Origin of the sequence: Mycobacterium sp. NPDC049093 (assembly GCF_040704635.1) — a bacterium.
Taxonomy (GTDB): Bacteria; Actinomycetota; Actinomycetes; order Mycobacteriales; family Mycobacteriaceae; genus Mycobacterium.
This window is the reverse complement of sequence record NZ_JBEZJS010000004.1, coordinates 766,711-792,749: the sequence shown is the minus strand read 5'-3', so window position 1 is coordinate 792,749 and position 26,039 is coordinate 766,711. Positions and strand designations below refer to the sequence as shown.

The window sequence follows — 26,039 nt, the reverse complement described above, 5'->3', positions numbered from 1 at the left end:
CATCTCTTCCGACGTTACCGAGGTGGATGTTGCTGGTGGCGGTTATTGGGGCATTTGGTGTGGGGGTGCGGTTTCGTGCCGGTGACGGGCGCCCCGCGCACTGCTACTGTCCAGCGAAATCGGCGAGGGGCAGAGGCATGCAAGCAATAGCCGAAGTTCGGCAAAAGCTGGGTCAGATCATCGAGTCGGGGCATGCGGTCGTGCGTCTCGTCGACCGGGGCATCATCGAGCCCCTGGATATCGGTGCGGTGGTGCGCAGCGCCAAACTTGCCCGGCTGTACGGGCCGCAGGCCACCATGGCAATTCAGGGCGGGCGCCGCTACGCAGACCTGCCTGCGGTGGTCGACGAACGCGGCACGTTGACCTATAAGCAGGTCGACGACCAGTCATGGGCGTTGGCGCACGGACTGCAAGGCCTGGGCCTCAAGGAAGGCTCCGTAGTCGGGCTGCTGTGCCGGGATCACCGCGGCCTGATCGTCGCGATGGCCGGCTGCGGCAAACTCGGTGTGCGGCTGGTGCTGATGAACACCGGCTTCGCCAAACCGCAGTTCGCGGAGGTATGCGCGCGCGAGGGCGTCAGCGTGGTGATGCACGACAGCGAGTTCCTCGGACTGCTCGACGCACTCCCTGCCGAGCTCCCGCGGATACTGACCTGGGTGGACGACGACGCCGAGTTACCCGACGGCGCACAGACAATCGACGACATCGTGGCGGCGAACCCGACCGGACCGCTGCCCCCGCCGAGCAAGCCCGGCGGGTCGGTCATCCTGACCAGCGGCACCACCGGTCTGCCGAAGGGCGCCCCGCGTGACGCTGTGTCCCCGTTCGCGACTGCGCAGATCGTCGACCGAGTTCCGTTCCCGCGCAAGGGAACCATGGTGATCGTCTCACCGATCTTCCACAGCACCGGCTGGGCCACCTACCTGGTGGGTGCCGCGTTGGGGAACAAGGTGGTGACGGCGCGGCGGTTCAACGCCGAGGGCACGCTGAAGCTGATGGCGGAGCAGCGGGCCGACATGCTGGTCGCGGTGCCGACGATGCTGCACCGGATGGTCGAACTGGGCCCCGAGGTGCTCGGCAAGTACGACACGTCGGCGTTGAAGGTGATCCTGATCGCCGGGTCCGCACTGAGCCCGGAGTTGTCCACTCGGGTCCAGGATGCCTTCGGCGACGTGCTGTACAACATGTACGGCTCGACGGAGTGCGCCATCGCCACCATCGCCATGCCGGCCGAACTGCGGGCCGCTCCGGGAACTGCGGGGCGTGCCCCGGTGACCTGCGAGGTGGTGCTCTACGACGAGAACGACCAGCGGGTAGAAGGCGCCAACCGGCGCGGCCGGATTTTCATCCGCAACGGTGCGCCGTTTCAGGGCTATACCGATGGTCGCACCAAACAGATCATCGACGGCTACATGTCCAGCGGCGACATGGGCCATTTCGACGAGAACGGATTGCTGTTCGTCGACGGCCGCGACGACGACATGATTGTCTCCGGTGGTGAGAACGTCTTCCCGCAGGAAGTGGAGAACCTGCTCGAGGAACGCGACGACATCGCCGAGGTGGCGGTGGTCGGTGTGGATGATGTCGAGTTCGGAAAACGATTGCGGGCCTTCATCGTTGCGGAACCTGGTGCCAGCCCAGACGCGGCCGAGATCAAGCTGCACGTGAAGAACAACCTGGCCCGGCACAAGGTGCCCCGCGATGTGGTGTTCGTCGAGATGGTCGTCGATACCTGATATCGGTGCCCCGGCCTCGTCACAGGCACGCCCGTGAGACTCCTGGGTTGTCGGTGGCTGGTGCGACGATGCGCGGTTCACTTCAAACAGGAGGTTGAGATGAAGCGTGTATCGGTGGCAGTCGTCGGTCTGGTGGCCGTGGTTCTGGCGACGAGTCCGGCGGCGGTGGCGTCGCCGTCGTGGACCATGCCGAATCTGATCGGGATGGATCTGCAGGGCGCACAGGACGCGATCCAGTCGCTGACGCACGGCGAGGTGTGGTTCAGCAGCTCGACCGATCTGACCGGGAAGGGCCGGGCCCAGATCAGCGACCGCAATTGGCAGGTGTGCAGTTCGACGCCGCCGCCCGGGTCGACGTTCGGTACGTCGACCAAGATCGACTTCGGGGTGGTGCGCATCGACACGGAGAAGTGCCCGTGATGGTGTGACTTTTGGGGCTCGAAGCCGCCGCTTCGAGCCCCAAAAATCGCTGCATGGGCCGTAGGCCGGCCCGTCTTAGTCTGGTTGACGACGGAACCGGGGGCTAGATGTTGCGAGCGATGATGTGTACGTCCGTGCTGTTGGCATTCGGCGTCTCGATGACGGCGTGCGGCCCCCGGACGGAAGCGCCGATGCCGCCGGATCAATCGAAGGTCTTCTTTCCGGGGACGGTGGAGACCTACGGACTCGAACTCACGCCGACCGACCGCGACCATCTGGCCGAGCTGTACGCGCTGCGCCAGATCGATCCGTGCGGTTTCGTCGACCGGAAAACCCTTGAAGGCAACGGACACAAGGACTTCAGCTACACCTATTCCTCGGTGTCCTGGATCGAAACCGGTGCGAATTCGCCTATCGCGACACTCGGTGGTGAGGGGTGCACGGTTGGCTTCCCGGACACCAAGGCGGGGCTCGAACTTCTGGTCCGACCGGGCGAAGCCCGGTGGAACGACAGCCAGTTCAGTTCCGATCCAGCGCATCCGGGTGTCCTGGGGACGACGCCACCGGGCTGCACGTTTCGGGTTCCTCTGCCACTGGCCGGCCTGACCGGCGCACCCGAATCGATGCGGGATCCGGTGGTGGAGGTGTCTGCGTTGGACGTGACAGACGGGCGGCGGAACTCCGAGGACACCGAGCTGTGCGAGCTCGGTGGGGCGGTCGCGGGTGAGATCGCGGCACACGTCGAAGCCAACGGCGTCCCGGTGCACACTGATAAGTCTTCAACTGCGACACGGTTTCTGACCGCCGATCCGTGTGCGGCAGCGGCGGATCTTCACGCGGTGGGCTTCGAATGGTGGGAACCCAAACCCGAAGCGCAGTGGCCGACGACGTGGCGGCATCCCGGTGTGTGCGAACTCCAACTCGATCCGGTCGCTGCCAAATCCGCCACGGCCGTGGTCAAATACGGACTGGTCAAGTGGTCCGATGACATTGTCAAGATGCCGTGGAGTCCAGAGTCGCAACGTAGCGAGCAGGACGGCGTGACACTGTTCGACGTCGGTGGGTCTTCGGGTCCAGACTGTTACGTGATCGCCAACACCAACCGAAGTATTGAACCGGTGACCGTGGGAACCGGGGCTGCCGACCTGGTCGCGTCAACTCCGATCGTCACGGTGGGAGTGAACACACCTACCGCAGGGAACTGCGCTGGCAGCGCGAAGGAAGCGGCACTGAGGGCGGTCCAGCGGGCGGGCTGAGCGTCACCGCTTGCACAGCTCGTATATCTGCGTATCCGCATCGACGAGTCGTTGAATGATGTTGGTATAGCTCGCTGTTCGGATCTCGACGCTATCGTCGGATAGTCCGGGTGTGCGGGCTTGTTCGACGATGCTGACGGCTTCGGCTGACAGATCGCTGATCTGGTGCAGATGGCTGCTGATTCCGGGGTCGGCGACCTCGTCGGCATAGCGGCCCAGCTGAGCTGACCACGCTCGGTACTCCGATAGATCTGGCCCGCCGGGGCCGATTTGGCCCGGGTCGAGAAGGTCCTGGTGGTCAGCGATGTAGCCAACTGCTGCCCGGGCGGTGCGGCAGTCTCGGCCGGACTCTTGCGTGAAGAATAAGGTGGCCAGCATGGCCGCGGCCACCAACACGAGAATGACACCGATTCGAAGCAGATGCTCACGGGTCGTCGGCACCGCGGGAGGCACGGCGTGAGCGACCGCAGCGGCGATCTCCGGATCGGCATCGGCGGTGGCGCGCAACTGTGCCAGATGCGGGGCGCGTCGGCGTCGGACCCATGCGGGCCATACCTGTGCGACCACCATCATCACGGCCAGGACCAGAAACATTACGGCCAGTCGAGGCTGGTCTGTCATGAATTCAACGGCGGGAAGCGGTATGGCGAACAGTCCGATGAGCACCCAGGTGAGGCGGCGGCCCGTCGGGGTGACACGGTTCCGGTATGCCCGGGCCAGATCGCTGGCGCGCACGGCGGCGGTCAGCACCGCCGGGTCGGTGGGTACCGGACCGCGACGCAGTGCCCTGGCGGTTGCGGTGCGCTGGGCGGCGGTGAGGCCCTCGAGCACGGTGGCGTAGGTTCTCACGACGGGTCGGCCGAGCAGGGTGATCGGGATGCCGGCTACCAGTCCGAATATGGCCAGTCCGATCGCGTCAACCCAGATCGGCCACGGTGTCGACCAATGGTATTCGGGTCGAAGCATGGCCCAGCCGAATAACAAGGACCACACCGTTATCCATGCCGAATTGACGAGCCAACGAGCCCACCATGGTGCGGTGTTGTACCAAACCCACAACGGACTGTGTCCTTTCGACGGATGGCGCGGTGTTCCAGTTGACCCCCTGCGATTGTGACATCGTCGGCCACCTGTCCGTTGCGCCAGTTTCCGCCGGAGCGGAGCCTCGAACTCTTAGGTGACAGAGGTGACGAGCTTCGTGAGCTCGGCCTCGATACCTGCGGTGATGACGGCGGCGTCGGTGACATGGCGGGTGTCGGCAGCGACCGACAGGCACAGGTTGTCAGCCCAGGACATGGCAATCACGCTGGGTCCCATGCCGTGATACAGCGGGCCGGCGGGGTAGAAGCTCAGTGCCGGCATGTTGAGGAACACCGGATCCTCCACCGCGATACCGCTGGCATTCGACACGATGACGTTGCACGGCCAGGAGATTCGTTCAGCCAGGCCGAAGCATTCGATACTCCGGAACAGCAGATTGACCGCCCGCCCCGGCGCATATTCGTTCCACTGCCGGAACAGGTTGATGCCGCGGCGTTCCTGCACGGCCTTGACGGCACGGGCATGGTCGGCGATCGCGAGGAGTCGCAGGACAGGATCGGAGATCGTGGTGTTGAGGTTCACGCGCAGCACGGTGGTGGTGCCGACACCATCGGTGATGTACTCCGAGGTGTCTGCGCTCCGCATCGCGTAGGGCACCGCCGCCACGAGCGGTTTCTGTGGACGTTCGCCCCGGCCGGCGAGCGCACCGTCCAGGGCCGCCCCCACGCAGCTGAGCAGGACGTGATTGATGGTGACCGAATACTTTTCGGTCACCGCCTGCAGATCTGCCATCGGCAGCACCGCGACCGCTGCCGTCGAGGAACCCGACAGCGAGCAGTTCAGCGTGGTCTTGGGCGCCTTGACCTTGAGATGTCGTGCGGCCCACCGGCTGCCGGTGGTGCGTGCCGACATCGCAACCAGGCGTGGCAACCGTCGCAGCCGTTTCGCCTTGCGGCGCAGCGCATCGCCCACGATCGCCGAGGGCCGCGCCGGGAACGACGACGCCGGTGCGATGGGTCGGGGCGGTCTGGCGCTCAGATCGCCGGGTGTCATCAGGCAACCGACGACCTCCATGGCGGCGTCGCCGTCGACAAGCAGGTGATGGAGGACCGAGATCAGATATGCGTGGCGCTCGTCGTCCTCGATGACGTACATGTGCCACAGCGGTTCTCGACGGTCGAGATGGGTGGCGCGGACGTGGGCCAGCACCTTGGAGGCTCCCTGCGTGCCGCCCGGCGCCGGCATCGGCAGCGCCGTCACATGCGCTGAGACGTCGATCTCGGGTCGGGCCACCAGCATCGGCCGGTCTGGGTTGAACCACGGGTCGAGGAGCACCTTGCGGTACGCCGGCATCAGGTGCATGCGGTTGTTGAGTGCCGACACCACGTGCTCCCGCAGATCACCGGGCACCGAGCTGCGGTCCACATGGATCAACGACATTCCGTTGCCAACCTGCAGTTCGGTCTCCTGATACAGCTGCCAGGCATCCATTCCGCTGACACGTTCCGCGCGGGCACCCTGCATGCTCGTCACTTTGTCCCCAATCCCTTGCCGTCAGGTCACGACGATGATGTGTAGAACTGCCGCACCCAATGCCGGTACTTGCCGATCGGGCCGTCACCCGGCGCCAGTTTGGGATGCTCGAGATAGACCTTTTCGTCCCAGATGATCTGGTCGCGCTGGACCTCGTAGGCGACGACCTGCAGCACGATCCAGCCGAGGAGCCGTTCGACCGGAGCCAGCAGAGCGCGGAGCGCCTTGTTGCGGGCGCGCTTCTTGGCGCTGATGCCGATGTAGATGTCGACGTGACGTTCGGCGACGGGGGTGGGCAGCACCATCTGGCGGACGGTCAGACCGCCCTGAATCGCGATCTCGACCAGCGAGAACCCGAGCCCGATCAGGACGGAATTGAAGTGGAAGTTGATGCCGCCGATGACCGGGACAGGTTTGGTGCCACCGTATTCGGTGTGGATCCGGGGTCCATCGACCTCCATCGGCTTGGGGACGACGAAGTTGCGGAACTTGTGGATCGTCGCGAAATGCGCGTGATCGAGGCCGTTTTCGTTGACTTCCTGAGGATGAGTGTGGAAGTGCAGTTTCTTCGTGGCGATCGGATGCCAGTCGGGGTCGGACTCGGGCAGTTCCAGTTCGAATGTCGGTGGCTGTCCTTCGGGGCCGTGCCAGACCATGATCATGCCGAGGTGGTTGCGCACCGGAAGCGTGGTGAGCGCGGCGCCGCGGGGCGGTTCACCGGTAGGGGTGGAGACGCACTTACCGGTGGCCGCGAATTTGAACTCGTGGAACGGACACACGATGGTGTCGCCTTCGATCCAGCCGCCCTTGCCGACGTGGGCACCCAGATGCGGGCAGAACGGCACGGTGGCCGAGAGTTCGCCCGAAGCGGTGCGGAAGAGCACGATCTCGCCGTCGAGGAAGCGGCGTGTCAGCACGGTGCCGGGGCGCAGTTCGTGGGCGAAGGCCACGGAGTACCAGCTGTACGGGTACGGCGGGTACGGGTCCCCGACCCGGCTCAGACTGGTCGACTCGGTTGCGGAGGTCATCAATCGCCCTTCCCCTCGTGGCGGCTGGCACCGCCTTCAGGGGACACGCCAAAGTGATGGCACCGTTTGCTGCCGGTGCCGAGCGTGAAGATCCCCCACGTGCGATGCGGCCCCCATGGTTTTGCTCATCTGCCGAACGCCGCTCATTCGCGCAGACAATCAATCTGTACTGGAACGTGTTCTAGTTTGCAAACCGGGGGTTCGCCGGGGAGTCGCGACACGGGCGTCGACCCGTTTCCCGCCACCCAGATGGGCTGGCCGGACGCAGGGCTCAGCGTCGTGTATCCGACGTGGTCGTCGCCCGTCAGTTGAATGCGGTGCTGCCGGCCACGGCGTGCGTCGTGCTGATCAGCTTCGCGTAGCAGTGATTCCGATCGAAACCGTGGTCGCTGCACCAGGCCAACGCCCCACTCGCGGTGGGATAGGTGATCGGTGCGATGGTGACCCAGAAGTTGGGTGCGTCGAACGTCGACCAATCACCGGACCACAGGAGCTTGGCGCCGTACTCCTGGCGCAGCCGCAGATGCTCTTCCAACGTCAACGCGTTGTCCCACACCACACCTCGGTCGACGACGCCCGGCCGCTTGGAACTCAATTGCGGCACCCACCGATCCGAGCCCTGGGTACTCACGACGGTGTGGTCACCCAGCGAGATCTGGCGTAGCTGTGCCGAACTCGACGCTTCCGGGTTGCGGGACGCCGTCGGCGTGTACGACGGTGCGGGCGGTGTCGTCGGGGCCGGCACCGTCTTGTACACAGTCGGTCCGGGGACGGTCACGCCCGGCGGCGGGGCGAATGCGGCAGTCTGCGTCGGTGCGGAGTTGACCGTCGGCGCAGAGTTTTTCGACAGCAGCAGACCAATGACGAGGCTCACCGCGCCCAGCAGCAGCGCAGCCACCAACACGACCGCCGCCAGCGGCACCAGTGGTTGCCGCGCGGGCGGGCCGGGAGCGGTGATGGCAGGTGCGTAGTGCGCGACGACCGGCGGTGCGCCGAGGGTCGGGGGTGAAACATATGGCGCCATCATGGTTTCGGCGCTGGCGGCGACCCTCTCGTCAGTGGTGTGCAACGCCCGTTGCGCGGCGCGTCCCAATGCGGCGGCGCTGCCGTAACGGTCGTCGGGCTCCTTGGCCATGCCGCGCGCGATGACGGTATCCAGGGACGTCGGGATGCCGGAGTGGGCTGTGCTGGGCCGCGGCGGCGGGGTCGTCAGATGCGCCGCGATCAGCTGTTCGTTGCTATGGGTCGGGAACGGTGCGTCGGCGGTCAGCGCCTCGTAGAGCACGCAGGCCAGCGAGTAGATGTCGGCCGCGGGCGTGCACGGCTCGTCACCGAACCGTTCCGGGGCCATATAGCTGAAGGAGCCGATCCGGGTGTCTGCCTGGGTGAGGCTCGAATCGCCTTGGGCCTGAGCGATGCCGAAGTCCAGCAGATAGGCGAAGTCCGCGGGGGTGACGATGATGTTCTGCGGCTTGACGTCGCGGTGGATCAGCCCGTGCGCGTGCGCGGCGTCCAGCGCGGAAGCGATCTGCTCGACGATGGTTACCGCGCGGCGCGGCTCGAGCGGGCCGCTGTTGATGAGGTCGTGCAGGGTCTGCCCGCGGACCAGACGCATGTCGATGTAAAGGTTGCCGTCGATCTCGCCCCAGTCGTGAATCGGCACGACGTGGGGCTCCTCCAAACTCGCCGCCGCCTGCGACTCACGCAGGAACCGGATCCGGAACTGCTCATCGTGGGCAAACTCCGCGCGCAGGATCTTCAGGGCAACGGTCCGGCCCTTGTCGGTGTCGAGAGCCTCGTACACGTCGCCCATGCCGCCACGGCCGAGGAGCGCGGTCAGCTCATACTTGCCGAACCGGTCACCCACGCCCGGGTTGTTCTCGACCATCCTGTGTGCCTCCTCGACTGGCGAACAGGCGAACGTAACGCAGGGTGCCGACAAGATTTGCGCATTGCCAGACCCGGTCCCGGCCTTAGGCTCATGAGCATGCGATTCGCTGCTGGTGCCGCCGCGCTGTTGGTCGCGGTGATGGTGGGCGTGAGTGGCTGCACCGGTGCGCCTGATCGTGAACAGGAAGCCGTCGACATCAAGAACCGCATCGTGGCGATGCCGGGGGTGTCCGAGGTCGATCTGATCTACAACAACGGCATCATCGAGGGCACTCGGTTCCAACTCAAGGTTGACATGTCGCAGGCAACCGATCAGCAGGTCGGCGCAGTGGCCGCTGAACTCGACGAACTCCGCGGAAAAGACTTCGCGAAGTTCGACCAGTCGATGAAGATCGTTGTGGGGGAAGATACTTCGATTTCAGCGAGCGCTGATCTGCCCGACGACACCGAACAGCTCACCGGCCTGGTGCGTCGCCTCGGCGTCGAAGCTCCGGCCCGGGACATCATGTGGTCCGTCGGCTCCGCGCCGGACTCCACAGAGGTGCAGATTCTGGAAGCCCAGCACCCTGATCACGCGGTCGACTCGATCCTGCGGATCTTCGCCGATCGGCCACCCCGAGACATCGAAGTCTCCGCCGCCAACCGGGTCGCGGATCCGCACTGGATGATCTTCAACCGGTTTACCCCGGCGGATAAGCAACGCATCGAACAGCAGTTGGCCGCGGCAGCCCCCGCCGACCCCGGCTGGATCGGTGTCCGGGACGGGTGGATCGACCACTTCACCTTCGGTGTGCCGACGCGGGAGACCGCTTACGACGACATCGTGCGAACCATCCACGCGCTCAAGGCCGGTCCGGAGCATCCGGTCAGCCTCACCTGGGCCTGGGACGGCGACCGGGCTCGCTACGACGAGCCTCGCTGGGCGGGCCGCGCCATGATCGGCAAATGCGAGTACGTCAACGGCGACCGCACTGTGTCCGAACCGCTCCTGCCGGAAGCGTTGGCACTGCAGCAGCGCATCCGCGACGAGTTCGACACGTGTCTCAAGTAGTGGCTAGCGCAACATCGCTGCCGGCGGATGCGCCACGGTGACCGCGGGCGCTTGCTCTGTCATGGCCTCACACTCGGCCGATTGTTCGACGTTGCCCAGGGTGTCAGTGAGCGTCTTGCCATGCCTGCCAGATGTCAGGGCGGAGTCGGCCGCGGGGTGGAACCTCCAAGCCGGCTTCTCGGGCCCAGGCTCGGACCTCGGCGGTGCTCGGGCCGGGCGCCGCGCTGCCCTGATCGACGACGGCGACGTCGACGCGGACCTGTGAAATACGTTGCATCGCAGCATCTTCAGTCGTCGACCAGGCGTGTGCGGCAGCGAGGAACCGGTAGGTCCATTCCTCGGCGAGTTGGCGAGCTTCGCAAAATACGATCGGTACATTCGGCCATCGGACCTGCAGTTCTGCCAGCCCGTCGGCGACGACAGCGGGGCGTACCCGGTCGAGCTTGAACAGCTGCGAGTAGCGGTCCTCGACGACCACCGCCGCTCGGGGGAGTGCGGCCAGGTCGGCGACCTGATAGCGCAGCTTGCCGGTGGTGAGGCTGGAGACCAGGTCGGCCAGGGATTTGCGCTCTACGCTGGCCACGAGCGTCCCATCGATGAGCAGACCATAATCGCCGCACGGCAGCGCACGTTGAACGGTATTGGCTTGCTGGCCGGCGAACTTGTAGGCGTACCGTTCGTGGCTGTCGACCACGATCTGTAGCTCGTCGATGCCCTGGGCGCGTGCTGCCGGGGTCCGCACGTTGGGGCGCGCCTGCTTGCGGGTACGTGGCGACTGCCAGAACACCGCGTCCCGGCCCCGGGCGGTGGTGAACACCAACTGGGAGCGGTTCTCCCGGCCCCGCTGCAGAATCACGTCGATGGCAGCACCCCGGCGCTGGCACGACCGCAAAGCGACACGTTCGACGATCTGCGCGTCTGTCGGCCACTCGTCGAGGCCGACCGGATAGCAGTACAGCGCCTTGGCTCGGGGCCACGTCCCCGAAGTGCGAAACAGGAGGTCGTTGCCGGGCTGTGGAATCCGCAGTAGGTAGGGCAGTCTGGAACCTTCGTCCGGGTTGAGGGCTATGACCATCTCCGCCACACCGCGATTGTGCCCGGATTCGGCTGGGAGGCCAAGCGGTGCCGCCGGCAGTCGCCGTGTAGGCGCCTGAAGTGTGAAAAGTGGTCGAACGACCTCTTTTGCAAAAGACGTCGAACGACTACAATCCGAAATGTCGTCGAGTGACTACAAGGAATGGACATGCACGTCAAGACAATGGGCGACGTTGGCGCCCTCGTCCGAGCAGCTCGCACAGCCCGTGGAATGACTCAGGCTGAGCTGGCCGAGCAACTGCGGATGAGTCGGGACTGGGTCGTTCGACTGGAGAAGGGGCATCCACGACTGGAAGCGCAACGGGTGCTCGATGCACTTCGCGTCGTCGGTGTGAGCCTGGAGGCGACCGCTCCCGAGGCGCCGTCGAACGCTCGAAAACGTACCCGGAAGGGAGCTCCCGAGAAGTCCACGCCTGCCGGAACGGCTCCCGCAACCCTTGATCCGTTCGACGCGCTATTCGGCACAGGGAAAAGGTGATGGCGGACAGGGCGTTGCGGATCTACCTGGACGGGATCCCGACCGGCACGGTGACACAGTCTGCTCACGGAGCGCTGAGTTTCACCTATGACGATGAGTACGCCGAGCGGGCTGATCCTACGCCCTTGTCGCTGTCCTTACCTGTCGTGTCGAATCGGCATCGGGACAAGGCTGTTCGGTCCTATCTTGAAGGTCTGCTTCCAGACAGTGAAGGTGCGCGACAGCGGTGGGGACGCGAATACAACGTCTCGCCGAACAATCCCTTCGCCCTGCTCGCTCACGTCGGGCGCGACGCAGCCGGCGCAGTCCAGATTCTCCCGCCCGAGGCCGATCCGTCTGACGCGCGGGCGCGGACAGGTGACATTCAATGGCTCAGTGAGATTGAATTCGCCGAGCTCGTCCAAGCGCTCGCTGCTCATCAATCCGACTGGGACGCAGGAAGGTTCGAGGGCAGGTGGAGCCTCGCTGGCGCTCAACCCAAGGTCGCGCTATTCCGGGAGCCAGAGTCCGGGCGGTTCGGGATCCCGCGAGATTCGACGCCGACGACCGTGATCGTCAAGCCGGCAACTGCTGGTTACGCACGGCATCACATCAACGAGGCACTGTGCCAGCGTGCAGCGAGCGAAGCCGGGCTGCTCGCAGCCGAATCCACAGTGATGGAGATCGGTGACGTTCAGGTGTTGACCTCGACGCGCTACGACCGCCTTTATGACGGGACTACCTGGCACCGGGTCCACCAAGAAGACATCTGCCAGGCGTTGTCGGTCCACCCCAGTCTGAAATACCAGTCCGACGGAGGCCCCGGTGTCGGTGATATCGCTGACCTTCTCAACAGGCTGCCGATCGAGGACCGCGCTGTGAACGCCGAGCGCTTCTTCAAATCGTTGTCCTACAACGTCCTCATCGGCGGAACTGACGCTCACGCCAAGAACTACTCGCTCGTCCTCGTTGGGTCACGCGCCCAGGTGTCGCCGCTGTATGACGCAGCCTCGGCAGCACCGTATGACCAGCGCGAGTGCCTCTACTCTTCGATGAAGATCGGTGACCACTGGAAGATGCTCGACGTCACCGCCTCGGATTGGAGGAAGGTTGGACGCCGTCTCGGGATTCCCGCGGACCAAGCTGTGGCCTGGGTGGACGAACTCCGTGGCGACCTTCCTGCTGCGTTCGCGCGTGCTGCGGTGACTCTGCCAGAGAGCGTGCAACCCGAGGCGGAACGCATGACGGAGCGGATCATTGAGCATGTCTCCGGGACATGGAAACCCAACCTGGACCGCTGAACAGCGTGAGGGCGGCGACATAGGTCAGTTCGCTCGACATAGGTTGCGGCCGAATCGGATTGGCTGGGCGCGAAAGACTTTCGATCCGTTCCCACTCTCACTATACGACCGGGGGTGGGGCTTGCGGCAAGGCCCCTGACGTGCTGCACAATCTTCCGGTCCGTGACGAGATGGGGGATGTTGTGACGAATACGCCGAAACCGTTCGAGGTGCACGAGTCGGGTGCGCTCCTGCACGGCACCAAGGCCGACCTGGCGGTGGGTGAATACCTGGTGCCCGGGCGTGAGTCGAACTATGAAGCCGGACGGATCATGAACCACGTGTACGTCACCCGCACCTTGGATGCCGCGGTGTGGGGCGCTGAGATGGCGGCCGGCGACGGGCCGGGCCGCATCTACATCGTCGAACCCGACGGTGCGCTGGAGGACGACCCGAACGTGACCGACAAGAAGCTGCCCGGAAACCCGACCTGCTCGTACCGCACCCGCGAGCCGGTGAGAATCGTCGGTGAGCTCACCGACTGGGTGGGGCATTCAGCCGAGCAGCTGCAAGGCATGCGCGACACCCTGGCTGGCCTCCGTCGGCAAGGGCTGGACGTCATCTACGACTGACATCACGGGCCGCACGGGGTTGCCACCGGTTCGCTCGATAAGGGGATTTGTGCCCACTCCCCGTACCCTTCGATGGTGAACGCGATCGACCCCGACCAGCTCAGCACGTGCCTACGGGTGCTGTCCGAGGTGGACAAGCTGCCTCCTGAGCACCCCGACGCCGTTGCTGTGCGGCTGGCCACCGCGAAGATGTTCAAGGCGTTGAAGAAGGCTCGCCGGACCGCCCGACGCGACGCGATCGCGGCCGCTGACCGCGCTGTCATCGCCGCGACCGCCACCGGTGCACCGGGACGGATCGACGACGAAACCCAGGGCTTGCCGCTGGTGTCCACCGCGGTCGGGGCCAGTGCGGGCACGCTGCTGCGTTCGCGGGCCTGCTACATCTGCAAGAAGCACCACACCGTGGTCGATGCCTTCTACCACCAGCTTTGTCCCGACTGCGCCGCAATCAACCGGGCCAAGCGCGATGCCCGCACCGACCTGACCGGGCGCCGGGCCCTGCTCACCGGCGGGCGCGCCAAGATCGGCATGTACATCGCACTGCGGCTGTTGCGCGACGGCGCGCACACCACGATCACCACCCGGTTTCCCAACGACGCGGTGCGCCGCTTCGCCGCGATGGAGGACAGTGCCGACTGGCTGCACCGGCTGCGGGTGGTCGGCATCGACCTGCGGGACCCGGCCCAGGTGGTCGCCCTGGCCGACGAGGTGGCCGCGCAGGGCCCGCTCGACATCCTGATCAACAACGCGGCCCAGACGGTCCGTCGGGCGCCGGGTTCGTATGCCGCGCTGGTCGAGGCCGAGCGCACCCCGCCGCCGGCATTGGTGGACGTCGTCACCTTCGATCACGTCAGTGACGCGCATCCGCATGCCCTGGCCGGGAGCCTCGGCGAGCACCCCACCGCGCACGCACTGACCGAGCTGGCCCTGACCGCCCGCAGCGCCTCGCCGGAGCGGATCTCCGCGGGCACGGCCATTGACGCGGGCGGGCTGCTGCCCGATACCGCGCCGGTGAACAGTTGGACCCAACGCGTGCACGAGGTCGACGCGATGGAGCTCCTCGAAGTGCAGCTGTGCAACCAGACCGCGCCGTTCATTCTGGTGAGCCGGCTGCGTCCCGCGATGGCCGCGTCACCGGCCCGACGCAAGTACGTGGTGAACGTGTCCGCGATGGAAGGCCAGTTCGGCCGCGGCTACAAGGGGCCTGGGCACCCGCACACCAACATGGCCAAGGCTGCGCTGAACATGCTGACCCGCACCAGCTCTGGGGAGATGCTGGAGCAGGACGGCATCTTGATGACGGCCGTCGATACCGGGTGGATCACCGACGAACGTCCGCACCCGACCAAGCTACGGCTGGCCGATGAAGGTTTCCACGCACCGCTGGATCTGGTGGATGGTGCTGCGCGCGTGTATGACCCGATCGTGCGCGGGGAGTTGGGCGAGGATCTGTATGGGTGTTTCTTGAAGGATTACTCGCCGGCTAGTTGGTAGGGCGATCCTTCAGATGGCATCGAGGTCATGCATTGCGGCTGCAATGGCCTTCATGGGAAGGAAGACGTGGAGAGGATCCACCGGCGACGCAATGAACTCTGCGTGGTGCAGATAGAAACTGCGGGCATTGTCGTCACGAGCGTGGACCAAGAGTGCGGGTGCGGCTACGGACCTCGACAGCATGAAGACGCGCTGGAGTGCGTCGCCCAGTAGGCCCCATCCTAAGCCGCGGCCCTGCCATTCGAGGTCGACGGCGAGTCGTGCCAGGAGGAAGCACGGAACCATCTCGGGTGCCTTTTTTGCGATTGCTTCGGGTGCGGCGCGGCGTCGGTAGCCGGCGACGGTGATCGCGTAATAGCCGACGACGCGGCCTTCGTACGTGCTGACGTATGTGGTGGCGTTGTCGGCCCGCTGGTTTTGCCAGCTGTACTTGCGGAGCCAATCGTCGAGTTCGGCGGCGCCTGATTCGAAGGCCGATCGGTCGTGGGTTTTCGTGAGTTTCTCGGGTCGAGTTGGTTTTGGCTGGGTGTCCGCCACCGGTCGTGTCAATCGTTGTCGGCGAAAGGGCTCTCGCGTCGGAGAAGCCGTCCAAGTTTGGGCATCGGCTCCAGCGGTGCATCGAGCAGGGTTTGGAACTCGACCCATTGCTCTTCGCTGGCGACGAACCACTTGCGGTCTGCGAGAACTCGCTCGGCGGTCTCTAGTGCGCTGTCCAAAATGAAGTCGGTGACCGTGCTGTCGGTGGCTTCGGCCGCCCGACGGATGAGGAGCTGTTGCTGCGCGCTGGCACGAATATTCATCCGCTGGTCGCGGGTGGTTTTCGTGGTGCTGGCGTCGGTGTTGCGCATATTGCCTCACTCGGTCGGTATGTACAGCGTACGTACGTCGCTGTCGGGGATCAACAAGGACGATTCGTTGGCGGCCACATCACCCCGCGATCGGTCGACGCACGTCGAGCTGTGCCAAGTCGGCTGCGATGCGCCCGGCCGCCCATCCAGCACCGTTGGACGGCGACATCATGCGGGCAATCGTCGCCGGGAAGAGCCGGTTGGTGAGGTCATCGGTTGCCTGGCTGCGCGCTGCCAGTACCGGAAGCAGTGTGCCGCGGTCCAACTCGGTGGCCACCGTCGTGGAGGTGACGGTGAGGCGTTCACCGATGCGCTCGGAGTACGAAAGAAGAAATGATTGACGAAACGAGCGGGTCCGGGTCCGTCCGTCGCCGGTAACGCGGCCCGCTGCCAGCATCGCCCGGTTGGCCTGGACCAGTAGTGAAGTCGACAGCAGCTCAACGAATTCCAGATCGCACGCGGCGCCGATGACGGCGACGAACCCGAGCTTCTCCGCGCACACCATCTGACACCGGTTGGCCGTTGCCACGGACTGCACCAGCGCTGCCTTGGCGATGACGTAGGGACTGTCGATCCAGATTCGCCGGGCGGTCGCCTCGGCTGCGCGACCTTGCTCGTGATCTCGGATCGCATGGTGCAGTGAGTATCTGCTCATCAGTTCTTGGGCCTTGGCCGAAAGTGCTTCCGCTTCTTCGGGAAATTTGGTGGCCTCTGCCTTGGCCAGTAGCCCGCGCACCCGGCTGAGCGCTTTCGCATCGGTCGGGTTCACCGCGACCGCCGAATGCTGGTGCGCACCGGGCAACGGCAGCAACGGCTCGAGGATCGGAAGGGTTCCCAGCAGCCGCAGCACCTTCAATACGACCGTCAACGCTGCGTGATGGTCGACGGCATTCCTGTCCGCCCAGCTCCACATCTGCGGTGCGCCGTGATCGAAATCCGCAGGCAATGCGGCGAGTTCGGCCCGCCATCGAGGATGCAGGGTCGTGACGGAATAGTGCCGCGATTCGCGAACGACGGCCTCGGCCAGGTAGCCGGCTGCCGCTGCGTCGAGACGGCGACGAGCGAATTCGTGCAGGTCATTGGGCGACCAACCCACCTGCCACGCGCTGTTGATGGCACCGGCCAAGGTGCCCTCGGCGGCAAGGTCGAGATCGTCTGCCCAGCAGGGGAATTCGTCGAGTAGCTCAGCGGCGTGGAATTCCGCATCGTGGTCGGGACACAAAGCGGAGTTGTACAGCGCCGCGGTGATGCGGTCGAGGAGGGCGACCCGGTCGTACCCGGGATCGGTGCTCCAGCGTTCTCGTCGGGACGATGCGCGGCGGTTCTTCTGCTTGGCGGCGCGCTTCTGGCGGTTGCGGCGGCTCATGTCCGGAGTGTGCTGCCCGGACGCCTAGCGCATCAATGCATCATGATGCAGAGATGCTAGGATGTGGCATGCGGACCACCGTTGATTTACCTGATGACCTGCATAAGCAGGCCCGCGCGATAGCGCGGGACACACGCCGGACCCTGAGTGAGACGGTCGCTGACCTGATGCGAAGGGGCCTGGGCGTAGCTGTGGCTCCCTCGACGGTTTCGACCGATCCCAGGACGGGGTTGCCGGTGGTCAGCGTAGGCGCCGTCGTCACCTCCGAGGATGTGCGGTCGCTGGAGGACGACGAGTGACCACGCTGCTCGACGCCAACGTGCTGATCGCGCTGGTGGTGGTAGAGCATGTGCATCACGAGGCGGCTACCGAGTGGCTGGCAGCGTCGGACGAGGCATTTGCGACCTGCCCGATAACACAGGGGAGCCTGCTGCGTTTCCTGTTGCGTATGGGGTACCCCACTTTGGCGGCCCGCGAGGTGCTCGTCGCAGTCGCAGCGTCCGATCTACACGAGTTCTGGCCGGATGCAGTGTCTTTCGATGGTGTGCGACTGGACGGGGTGGTCGGGCACCGACAGGTGACCGACGCCTACTTGGCGCAGCTTGCTCGCCACTATGGCGGGCGGTTGGCGACGCTCGACACCGGGCTGGCGCATCTGCACGACGACGTCGCGGAGTTGGTGTCGTCCGGCGATCACTGATGTCGGAGTCGTCATGGACCATGTCGGATTCGATCGGGATGGATCTGCAGGGTGCGCAGGACGCGATTCAGTCGCTGACCGACGGTGACGCGTGGTTCAGCAGCTCCACTGATCTGACCGGCAAGGGCCGGGGTCTGGGTAGTGGGTCTTTGTCGGAGGTCGTCAAATTCTTTGACGGCCTCCCAAATCGGTGGACGCCGCGGACTCCGAACACCGTTGAGTGCATCCCCAATCCAGCCGAATGGCTGCGCCGTGTCATGTGCGGGCCCCGTCTCTCGGGTGCGCCGCGCCCCCTCGCTCCGTCATGGTCACCGGCACGCAACTTAGCCGGCTCACACCCGAAGCAGCCGACCTCACCGGTACCAACTGCCTCACTGGTCACCAATCAGGCTCGGGCTCAGGGTAAATCCGGCGCGGCGGTTTCGGGATGGTGGTGCCGATAGCTAGCCTGGCGAAGCCTCGAGGGAAGTGAAATATCGATGTTGGTTCTGCACGGATTCTGGTCGACCGAGGACCTGTGTCTGTGGGCCGAGGATTCGGCCCTGTCGGTGAAGAGCGCAAGCCAGGCGTTGCGTGCCGCCCGTCCGCATCCCTTCGCGGCGCCGGCCGATGTGATCGCCGAAATCCACACCGGCAAGCCAGGCAACGCCGTGCTCCTGTTGCCTTCGCTGCGGACGTCGCCGCTGGACTCGCCGGAACTGATGCGGGTCACGCCGCGGCCCGCATCACGCAGTGCGCCCGCGCTGCTGCCGTGGTCGGTTCCCGTGGTATCGCTTCCCGCCGCCTCTGCGCTGGCCCTTTTCGATGAGAAGGCAGCCGATGTGCGGTACGGCGAGTCGGTGACCTACATCGCCGATATCGCGAACTTCGCGCGAAAATTGGTGGCGCGCGGTCGAATTCTGCCCGCCCTGGGTGTCGACGAGGGGCAGCCCGTCGCGTTCTGGCGGCCGGTGATTCAGGGCGCCGACGTGATGGAACTCACCGCGATCATCGCGGCTATGCCTCCGGTGTGCCGGGCGGAGTCGGATGCGGCCGGCACACCGGAGTTGGTGACGTCGGCGTTGGCCGCATTTGTCGACGAGTTGGCGCGCGCCGCCGCGCCGCCGGCCGAGGAGTTATTGCCACCCCGACGCGGGCGGCGCCCGAAACGCCTTGCGGTCGAAGAAGAATGGGTGACCGCACTGACGGCGCCGGACGGCAGGTTCGATGCGGACCTGGATGATCTCGATGCCTTGGCCGACGCGCTGACGCCGTGGGATGAGATCGGGATCGAGGAGCCGGGCCCGGCTCGTGCGACCTTCCGGCTCACCGAGAACGAATCCGACGACGACGCGGGCTGGCGGCTGGAGTTCCTGCTGCAGTCGGTCGCCGACCCCAGCCTGTTGGTCCCGGCCGAGCAGACCTGGGACGACGACGGCAACCTGCGGCGTTGGCTTGACCGTCCCGAGGAGTTACTTCTCGCCGAACTCGGACGGGCCGTCCGGGTCTACCCGGAACTGACCTCCGGTCTGCGCACCGCACGTCCCTGCGGTATCGACCTGGACGCCGAGGGCGCCTACCACTTCCTGTCGGTCGCGGCGCCGCTGCTCGACGATGCGGGCTTCGGGGTGCTACTGCCGTCGTGGTGGGATCGGCGCCGCAAGCTCGGTCTCGCCGTATCGGCGTCCACCCCCGTCGACGGTGTGGTGGCGACGGCGAGTCGGTTCGGCCGCGAGCAGCTGATCGACTTCCGGTGGGCGCTCGCGGTCGGCGATGACACGCTCACTGAGGATGAGATCAACGCGCTGTCGCAGACCAAGGCACCGTTGATCAGGTTGCGCGGTCAATGGGTGGCGGTCGACCAGGAGCAGCTGCGCCGCGGGCTGGAGTTTCTCAAGGCCCATCGGTCGGAGCAGGCGAGTCCCGCCGAGCTTCTGGCGTTGGCGGCGAGCCACCCCGACGACACCGACACCCCGCTGGAGATCGTGTCGGTGCGGGCCGATGGTTGGCTCGGTGATCTGCTCAACGGTGTTGCCGGGCAATCACTTCAGCCCCTGCAACCGGCGCCGGACTTCGCTGCGACGCTGCGTCCCTACCAGCAGCGGGGCCTGTCGTGGCTGGCCTTCCTGTCGGCGCTGGGTCTGGGCAGTTGTCTGGCCGACGACATGGGTTTGGGTAAGACCGTGCAGTTGCTTGCGCTGGAGTCCACACAACGTCACAACGAGCCCGGTACTGCGCCGACACTGCTGCTGTGCCCGATGTCGCTGGTCGGCAATTGGCAGCGTGAGGCCGCGAAATTCGCACCTGCGCTTCGGGTTTACGCCCACCACGGCCCGGCACGGCTCCGCGGCGAGGCTCTGGAGGAACGGCTGGCCGAGGTCGACCTGATTGTCACCACCTATGCGACCGCCACCCGTGATGTCGATGAACTCGCGGACTACCGGTGGAACCGGGTGGTGCTCGACGAGGCTCAGGCCGTCAAGAACAGCCTGTCGCGCGGCGCCAAGGCGGTGCGGCGGCTCGACGCCGCGAACCGCATCGCGCTCACCGGCACCCCGGTGGAGAACCGGCTCGCCGAATTGTGGTCCATCATGGACTTTCTCAACCCCGGCCTGCTCGGCTCTTCGGAGCTGTTCCGGGCCCGGTACGCGGTGCCGGTGGAGAAGTACGGCCAGATCGAGCCGGCCGAACGGCTGCGCCGGATCACCCGCCCCTATATTCTGCGGCGGCTCAAGACCGACCCTGCCATCATCGACGACCTGCCCGAGAAGATCGAAGTCAAGCAGTACTGCCGGCTCACCACCGAGCAGGCCTCGCTCTACCAGTCCATCGTCGACGAGATGATGGAGAAGATCGAGCACACCGACGGAATCGAGCGGCGCGGCAATGTACTTGCCGCAATGACGAAACTGAAGCAGGTCTGTAACCACCCCGCGCAGCTGTTGCACGACCGCTCGCCGGTTGGCATGCGCTCCGGCAAGGTGATCCGGCTCGAGGAAATTCTGGAGGAGATTCTCGCCGAAGGCGATCGGGTGCTGTGCTTCACCCAGTTCACCGAGTTCGCCGAGATGTTGGCGCCGCACCTGGCCGCGCGGTTCGGTCAGGATGTCGCGTACCTGCACGGCAGTGTGCCGAAGAAGCGGCGCGACGAGATGGTCGAGCGTTTCCAGTCCGGTGAGGGACCGTCGATCTTCCTGCTGTCATTGAAGGCGGGCGGTACCGGGCTGACCCTGACCGCCGCCAATCATGTTGTGCACCTGGATCGATGGTGGAACCCCGCGGTGGAGAACCAGGCGACCGACCGGGCGTTCCGGATCGGTCAGCAGCGCACCGTGCAGGTGCGCAAGTTCATCTGCACGGGCACTCTCGAGGAGAAGATCGACGACATGATCGAGCAGAAGAAGGCGTTGGCCGACCTGGTGGTCGGAGACGGCGAGGGCTGGCTGACCGAGCTGTCCACCGGGGATCTGCGCAAACTGTTCACCCTGTCGGAAGGGGCCGTCGGTGAGTGACTGGTATCCGCCGTCGCGGCCCCGTGCTGCAGACGGGTTGAAGGCCCGCAGCGCCCGTGGTGCGATCGCTCAGACATGGTGGTCGCAACGGTTCATCGAAGTGCTCGAGGCCATGGGGATGGGCAGTCGGATGCAGCGCGGCCGGAACTATGCCCGCCGGGGTCAGGTGATCTCGCTGGAAATCGGGCCGGGTCTGGTCACTGCGGAGGTGCAGGGCAGTAGGGTACGGCCCTATCGGGTCCGGATCGGGATCGCCGCATTCGGCAAGGGCGAGTGGTTGCAGATCGAAGCTGTACTGGCCGAAAATGCCTTGTACACCGCAGCTTTGCTGGCCGGCGAGATGCCGTGTGACATCGAGGACGTGTTCGGCGCGTTGGAGTTGCCGCTGTTTCCGACGACGGCCCGCGACCTGTCCCTGGATTGTTCGTGTCCTGACTTTGCGGTGCCGTGCAAGCATCTCGCCGCGACGTTCTACCTGCTGGCCGAGGCGTTTGACGAGGATCCGTTCACCATCCTTGCCTGGCGCGGCCGGGACCGTGAGGACCTGCTGGAGAATTTGTCGGCTGCCCGTTCGGGTGGGCGGCCGGCTGTCGACCGGGCGGCCTCAGGCCCCGCTCTGGCGGACTGTCTCGATTCGTTCTTCGTGCAGCAGAACACTCTTCCTGTGTTCGGCCCTCCCGTTGCCTCGTCGACGGCACTGCTGGATCAGCTGCCCACGGTGGCGGTCGCCGTGCGCAGGCGGGGGCTCGCTGAGATTCTGCGACCAGCGTATGTGGCCTTCGGGGAATCCGCCGCGGCGGCGCCCTGACCAGGTCTACTCCTGGCCCCACATGGCGGCAAGCATGCCAGCTCTCGGAAGCAAGGTGCGCCCAAGATTCTCGACCTACCCGACACCGTCTGGATCAACCCGCCAGCCCGGGAGGCCAACACCACAGCCGCTTAACACCCGATGGACACATCCGCCTTGACAAATTCCGGTTCACGAATTTGCTGGCACTGCCGAGGCAGCTTTCCGATTCGGGCTGTGGCCATTGACAGCTACTTCACAGCAAATGCGCCCGATCGGACTGAGATGATTGCTGTAGTCAGGGCGAGCGCCCAGGGGGGAACTATGGCAGATCTGCATGTGACACCGGAAGTGCTGCGAGAGGTGTCGACGGAATTCGGGACGGCGGCGCAGCAGTTGCACGCGAGCCTGGCATCGCTCGACAGCGAGGTCGCGCAGATGCTGGGGCCGAGTTGGACCGGGAACGCGGCATCGGCCTACGACTCAGTCTGGCGCGAGTGGCATGACGGGTCGTCGAAAGTCGTTCAGGGGTTGACGGCGATGTCGGACCTCTTGGTCGCGGCGGCCGCCGGGTATTCGGGCACTGACCGGGACGGTGGCGTGTCCATCGCAGGATCGGGCCTCTAGGGCATGGCCGCTTTCAAGGTGGATCCGGCGGTGTTGTTGGCCGCTGCCGATCGGATGTCGCAACTCGAGCAGCACATGGAGCAGACGGTGGCGCAGCTGGAGGCCGTCGAGCATCAATTGGGCACAGCCTGGGATGGCGAGGGTGGGCACGCGCAAGCTGCCGCCCAGCAGCAGTGGACCGAGGGCGTGGCCGAGATGCGGCAAGCATTGGCCCATTTGCGCGCGATAGCTGAAGGCGCACACGAGAACTATCACGGTGCTGCGCAAATGAACCTGCGCAACTGGGGTTAGTCGGTGGGTGGCTACGAGGTTGATCCGCAACAGTTAGCGGCCTCTGGGAAAACTGTTGGTGCGCAAGGTGATGCGCTGGTCGCTGCGCTGGATGCCCTGGATTCTGCATTGGCGGGATCCGGGTTGATGTGTGGAACCGATGCGGCTGGTCTGCAATTCTTCTCCGACTACCGCAAAAGTGGGCAAGCGGTGATCTCGGCGGCTGAGTCGGCCGTGAACGCCTTCCGTAATGTCGGCTATGGCGTCGAGGTGTCGGCGCACAACTATGGGGTCAGTGATGCTGCCTCGACCGTCGGCGGTGGACGCGAATCGATTCCTGTGCCAGCAGAGCCGACCAAGTACACGGCTTCGGGGGTGGCCGGACAGTCAGGGCCGGAAATCCCCGAACCGAGCTTGTGGTCCTTGGTTCAGCCGTTCGTCAGCCATGCCTGGCCGAACGGCAATCCGGACACGATGGGCGCGGTCGCGGGCGCGTGGCGCGCGCTCGGTATGGCGATATCGACTGCAGCAGGCGACGCCGGAGATTGCCTCTCGAGCGTGTCGGGCCAGGACATTCCTGAGTTGACGCACATCACCGGAGCTCTGAACACGTTGACCGGTGGTACTAATGCTTTGGCCGGTAAGTGCAGTTCCCTTGCGGAGAAGCTGGATTCGTTCGCCGGTGACGTGCGAAGCGCACAGGATGCGATCCGGGATCTGCTCCACCGATTGAGTGCCTCCGGAATTGTCAGCCAGATCGGCAGCGTTTTCAGCGGGCATAACCCGCTCGATGGACTCAAACAGATCGGCCACGATATCTCGGAGATCCTGCACGCCCTCAGCGGTGAATTGGACACCGCTGCTTCCGGTTTCCAGATGCTCATCGATGGCATGGATGGGCTGGTTCGCGAGTTCGAGGAATGGGACCGCAAGGAGTTCACCCGGTTCTTCGGCAACGACGTCGGCGGTTTCTTGGCGGGCTTTGTTAATGCGCGCACACAAATCGCTGAGGGCGTGGTGAAGTCGGGGCTGGAGGTTGGGCAGACCGTTCCGACGATGCTCGCCCACCCGGTAGAAGCAGCGAAAGGTATCTGGGAAATCGACAAGAACCTGGCGGAGTTTTTCAATCCGTTGGGGCCGATGCTTGATCCGGAGGGGCAGAAAGAAGCGGGAGAGCACCTTCTCGAGACCGTCAAAGGTGTTGTCGATTACAAGGATTGGTCCAGCGATCGTCCGCTGGTCGGGCTGGGCGATAACATCGGCAGCGTTGTGCAGGTGCTGATGCCCGGTTTGGGAGAGGCCAAAGCCGGTTTGACAGCGGGGAAGGTGGGCGAGGAAGGCGCGCAGGTAGCTCGTGCCGAGGGCGCGGCGGCCCGCAGCGGGGTCGAGGCATTCGGAAAAACCGGCGTCGACGAAATCGCCGGTCAGGCCGGCAAGATTGGCAAGGACCTCGACTCGCTGAGCGCCACCCCGGTGGAGGCGCCGAAGGCCCCTGAACCGGTCGCGCGGCCGGCGGATTCCGGGCCTGTACCGGGAACACATCCCGCCGGTGACGGCGTAGCCGCGGGGGACGCTGGTGCCGGAAAGGCCCCGGTAGACGCTGGGGTGCGGCCGAATGGGGAGTCGGTGCCCGGCACTCATGGTCCGGGGACGGCAGCACATGACGGCGAGGGCGGCGTGGCGGGAGTCGCGCCACACAGCGGAGGATCAGAGCTGCCAGCAGGTGGGCATCCGCCAGGTGAGCCGGCGACCGACGCGCCTCACGGCGATCGGTCACATGCACCAGCGCCGGTGAACGCGTCGGCAGGTGAAGTCTCGCCGGGTAGCTCGGTCCCGCATGACCTACCCACTCCTCGGGAGATGGCTGAGGCGCATGTCGGTGGTGGTGGGCACGGAAGTGATCTTGGAGATGCTTCGCATGCTGGAGGTGACCACCAGGTCCCTCATGATTCGGGCGACCAACATCCACCAGGGAATTCTGTGCCGCCCACTGGCGGTGACCATCAGCCCTCCGCGCTGGGCGCGCCTACCACCTATGCGCCGGAAGCCCCCGATGTCGCGGGCCAACTCAACAGCGCTTTCGTGAACGGGCATCCGACAGCCGACCTGGTCCGCCAGGTCGCCGACCTATCGACACACCAATTCGGCAACGCCGACCGCGTCGTTCTAGGTAAATGGGATGGGCAGGATGGTGGCTACATTGGAGACGCAAGACATCACGGAGGCACTTTCTTCGACACGGGAGATGCGACGTGGGATGCGGTTGAACGGGGGCTCTCCGAGGCGCAGGCGAAAGCCCTAGGCTGGCAGGTCAATGAACAATTCCTGCGCAGCCAGATGGAGAACCACGTTGGCCGGATCGATTACATTCTCGACCGAGGAAAATATTCCTCACTTGAAGATATGGCGATCGAACGTCCAGGTTCGTTTTCTGCGATGGAGGTAGAATTTCTAAATAAGTATGCCGCGTCTTACGGGTATCAACGAGTCGGCGACTCTTGGGTTTATGTGAAAGATGGAACGAGATGACGACGAATTTTAGGGAACAGGTTCGGGCTACGGTAGGCCCACTGTTGGATGAACTTGGTTTCGCGTTCGATGGATCTGATGACAGCCCGGACAGAGGTGGCAGTCGGCACATTGTTTATTACCGTTCTGAAGACTGCAAGGTGCAGATATACACATCGTCCCGGGAAGGTGAGGTGAACTGCATGATTGGTCCCTTGGCTGCTCCTAACGAATTCGGAGTGCGCGCAGATAAGTGGCAGTACTTCACGCGTTTCGCGAAGCGTCCAGATCTGCCGTTGGAGGAATTGATACGGGCGGCACGAGTGGAGTACGAATCGTATTCGGACCCATTGGAATGGGTGCGCGACCGTATCGCGAATAACTATAAAAGCGCGCATACCGGTATTCTGGAGATGTACGGCAATCCTTAGACCAGTGCTTCAGTAACTCCCCACGTGATGGTCGGTCTTGGGCGACGGAACTCAACGCATCGTGGCCGTTCTCTAAAATCGAGCATGGTTACCTCAGG

At 64.8% G+C, this 26,039-nt stretch carries 24 protein-coding genes and 1 pseudogene; 17 read left to right on the top strand and 8 right to left on the bottom strand.

From position 1 onward, the window contains the following. Positions 1 to 137: 137 nt before the first annotated feature. The 3 genes from AB0876_RS19455 (at position 138) to AB0876_RS19445 (ending at position 3,412) form a co-directional block, all read left to right on the top strand. Positions 138 to 1,736: a class I adenylate-forming enzyme family protein gene (locus AB0876_RS19455; RefSeq protein ID WP_526042681.1), complete on the top strand. Its 1,599-nt coding sequence runs from the start codon at positions 138 to 140 to the stop codon at positions 1,734 to 1,736. Between the two features lie 99 nt (positions 1,737 to 1,835). Next, positions 1,836 to 2,156 carry a hypothetical protein gene (locus AB0876_RS19450; protein WP_526042680.1) on the top strand — a complete coding sequence of 107 codons (321 nt, stop codon included), beginning with the start codon at positions 1,836 to 1,838 and terminating at the stop codon, positions 2,154 to 2,156. 191 nt (positions 2,157 to 2,347) lie between these two features. Further along, the gene (locus AB0876_RS19445) at positions 2,348 to 3,412 is read left to right on the top strand and encodes a hypothetical protein (RefSeq protein ID WP_526042679.1); all 1,065 of its coding nucleotides are present in this window, start codon (positions 2,348 to 2,350) and stop codon (positions 3,410 to 3,412) included. 3 nt (positions 3,413 to 3,415) lie between these two features. Here the strand turns inward: AB0876_RS19445 and AB0876_RS19440 are convergent, their stop codons facing one another. The 4 genes from AB0876_RS19440 to AB0876_RS19425 form a co-directional block, all read right to left on the bottom strand. Continuing rightward, the gene (locus AB0876_RS19440; protein ID WP_526042678.1) at positions 3,416 to 4,378 is read right to left on the bottom strand and encodes a hypothetical protein; all 963 of its coding nucleotides are present in this window, start codon (positions 4,376 to 4,378) and stop codon (positions 3,416 to 3,418) included. A 207-nt stretch (positions 4,379 to 4,585) separates the two neighbouring features. Then, positions 4,586 to 5,977, bottom strand: a complete 1,392-nt coding sequence (locus AB0876_RS19435) for a wax ester/triacylglycerol synthase domain-containing protein (protein ID WP_526042774.1) — start codon at positions 5,975 to 5,977, stop codon at positions 4,586 to 4,588. Between the two features lie 35 nt (positions 5,978 to 6,012). After that, entirely contained in the window at positions 6,013 to 7,014 is a 1,002-nt protein-coding gene (locus AB0876_RS19430) for a Rieske 2Fe-2S domain-containing protein (protein ID WP_526042677.1), read from the bottom strand. 304 nt (positions 7,015 to 7,318) lie between these two features. After that, positions 7,319 to 8,902, bottom strand: a complete 1,584-nt coding sequence (locus AB0876_RS19425; RefSeq protein WP_526042676.1) for a serine/threonine-protein kinase — start codon at positions 8,900 to 8,902, stop codon at positions 7,319 to 7,321. Between the two features lie 99 nt (positions 8,903 to 9,001). On the opposite strand from AB0876_RS19425, the gene AB0876_RS19420 reads away from it, so the two are divergent. Then, complete coding sequence (locus AB0876_RS19420) at positions 9,002 to 9,955, top strand: hypothetical protein (protein WP_526042675.1); 954 nt, start codon at positions 9,002 to 9,004, stop codon at positions 9,953 to 9,955. Between the two features lie 103 nt (positions 9,956 to 10,058). Here AB0876_RS19420 and AB0876_RS19415 read toward each other — a convergent pair whose 3' ends face one another. Beyond that, the gene (locus AB0876_RS19415) at positions 10,059 to 11,039 is read right to left on the bottom strand and encodes an ERCC4 domain-containing protein (protein ID WP_526042674.1); all 981 of its coding nucleotides are present in this window, start codon (positions 11,037 to 11,039) and stop codon (positions 10,059 to 10,061) included. Positions 11,040 to 11,192: 153 nt separating this feature from the next. Between AB0876_RS19415 and AB0876_RS19410 the strand changes: the two genes are divergently transcribed. From AB0876_RS19410 to AB0876_RS19390, 5 genes and pseudogenes are all read left to right on the top strand, one after another. Further along, positions 11,193 to 11,528, top strand: a complete 336-nt coding sequence (locus AB0876_RS19410) for a helix-turn-helix domain-containing protein (RefSeq protein WP_526042673.1) — start codon at positions 11,193 to 11,195, stop codon at positions 11,526 to 11,528. Beyond that, positions 11,528 to 11,785, top strand: a pseudogene (locus AB0876_RS19405) (HipA N-terminal domain-containing protein); the annotation flags it as partial. The gene AB0876_RS19410 and the pseudogene AB0876_RS19405, both read left to right, overlap by 1 nt. Positions 11,786 to 11,839: 54 nt before the next feature. Next, a complete protein-coding gene (locus tag AB0876_RS19400) occupies positions 11,840 to 12,808 on the top strand; it encodes a HipA domain-containing protein (protein ID WP_526042773.1) in 969 nt (322 codons plus the stop codon). 170 nt (positions 12,809 to 12,978) lie between these two features. Beyond that, on the top strand, positions 12,979 to 13,419 hold the full coding sequence (gene arr / locus AB0876_RS19395) for an NAD(+)--rifampin ADP-ribosyltransferase (protein ID WP_526042772.1): 441 nt from the start codon (positions 12,979 to 12,981) through the stop codon (positions 13,417 to 13,419). Between the two features lie 75 nt (positions 13,420 to 13,494). Then, positions 13,495 to 14,913 carry an SDR family NAD(P)-dependent oxidoreductase gene (locus AB0876_RS19390; RefSeq protein ID WP_526042672.1) on the top strand — a complete coding sequence of 473 codons (1,419 nt, stop codon included), beginning with the start codon at positions 13,495 to 13,497 and terminating at the stop codon, positions 14,911 to 14,913. A gap of 9 nt (positions 14,914 to 14,922) precedes the next feature. On the opposite strand, the gene AB0876_RS19385 is transcribed toward AB0876_RS19390, so the two are convergent. From AB0876_RS19385 to AB0876_RS19375, 3 genes are all read right to left on the bottom strand, one after another. Beyond that, on the bottom strand, positions 14,923 to 15,450 hold the full coding sequence (locus AB0876_RS19385) for a GNAT family N-acetyltransferase (protein WP_526042671.1): 528 nt from the start codon (positions 15,448 to 15,450) through the stop codon (positions 14,923 to 14,925). An 8-nt stretch (positions 15,451 to 15,458) separates the two neighbouring features. After that, positions 15,459 to 15,761 carry a type II toxin-antitoxin system TacA family antitoxin gene (locus AB0876_RS19380; protein ID WP_491841730.1) on the bottom strand — a complete coding sequence of 101 codons (303 nt, stop codon included), beginning with the start codon at positions 15,759 to 15,761 and terminating at the stop codon, positions 15,459 to 15,461. 79 nt (positions 15,762 to 15,840) lie between these two features. Next, positions 15,841 to 17,127, bottom strand: a complete 1,287-nt coding sequence (locus AB0876_RS19375; RefSeq protein ID WP_526042670.1) for a DUF2786 domain-containing protein — start codon at positions 17,125 to 17,127, stop codon at positions 15,841 to 15,843. 68 nt (positions 17,128 to 17,195) lie between these two features. On the opposite strand from AB0876_RS19375, the gene AB0876_RS19370 reads away from it, so the two are divergent. The 8 genes from AB0876_RS19370 to AB0876_RS19335 all read left to right on the top strand — a co-directional run bounded on the left by AB0876_RS19370 (position 17,196) and on the right by AB0876_RS19335 (position 25,941). Continuing rightward, positions 17,196 to 17,426: an antitoxin gene (locus tag AB0876_RS19370; RefSeq protein ID WP_526042669.1), complete on the top strand. Its 231-nt coding sequence runs from the start codon at positions 17,196 to 17,198 to the stop codon at positions 17,424 to 17,426. Further along, the gene (locus tag AB0876_RS19365; RefSeq protein WP_526042668.1) at positions 17,423 to 17,827 is read left to right on the top strand and encodes a TA system VapC family ribonuclease toxin; all 405 of its coding nucleotides are present in this window, start codon (positions 17,423 to 17,425) and stop codon (positions 17,825 to 17,827) included. Before AB0876_RS19370 ends, AB0876_RS19365 begins: the two co-directional genes overlap by 4 nt. 479 nt (positions 17,828 to 18,306) lie before the next feature. Continuing rightward, the gene (locus AB0876_RS19360) at positions 18,307 to 21,318 is read left to right on the top strand and encodes a DEAD/DEAH box helicase (protein ID WP_526042667.1); all 3,012 of its coding nucleotides are present in this window, start codon (positions 18,307 to 18,309) and stop codon (positions 21,316 to 21,318) included. After that, positions 21,311 to 22,126 carry an SWIM zinc finger family protein gene (locus tag AB0876_RS19355; protein ID WP_526042666.1) on the top strand — a complete coding sequence of 272 codons (816 nt, stop codon included), beginning with the start codon at positions 21,311 to 21,313 and terminating at the stop codon, positions 22,124 to 22,126. The genes AB0876_RS19360 and AB0876_RS19355 overlap by 8 nt, the downstream gene beginning before the upstream one ends. 303 nt (positions 22,127 to 22,429) lie before the next feature. Continuing rightward, positions 22,430 to 22,732, top strand: coding sequence for a WXG100 family type VII secretion target (locus AB0876_RS19350; protein ID WP_491841724.1), 303 nt, complete (start codon positions 22,430 to 22,432; stop codon positions 22,730 to 22,732). 3 nt (positions 22,733 to 22,735) lie between these two features. Further along, on the top strand, positions 22,736 to 23,023 hold the full coding sequence (locus tag AB0876_RS19345) for a WXG100 family type VII secretion target (RefSeq protein ID WP_491841723.1): 288 nt from the start codon (positions 22,736 to 22,738) through the stop codon (positions 23,021 to 23,023). Between the two features lie 3 nt (positions 23,024 to 23,026). Continuing rightward, positions 23,027 to 25,531, top strand: a complete 2,505-nt coding sequence (locus AB0876_RS19340) for a WXG100-like domain-containing protein (RefSeq protein WP_526042665.1) — start codon at positions 23,027 to 23,029, stop codon at positions 25,529 to 25,531. Next, positions 25,528 to 25,941, top strand: coding sequence for a hypothetical protein (locus AB0876_RS19335; protein ID WP_526042664.1), 414 nt, complete (start codon positions 25,528 to 25,530; stop codon positions 25,939 to 25,941). The genes AB0876_RS19340 and AB0876_RS19335 overlap by 4 nt, the downstream gene beginning before the upstream one ends. Positions 25,942 to 26,039 lie beyond the last annotated feature (98 nt).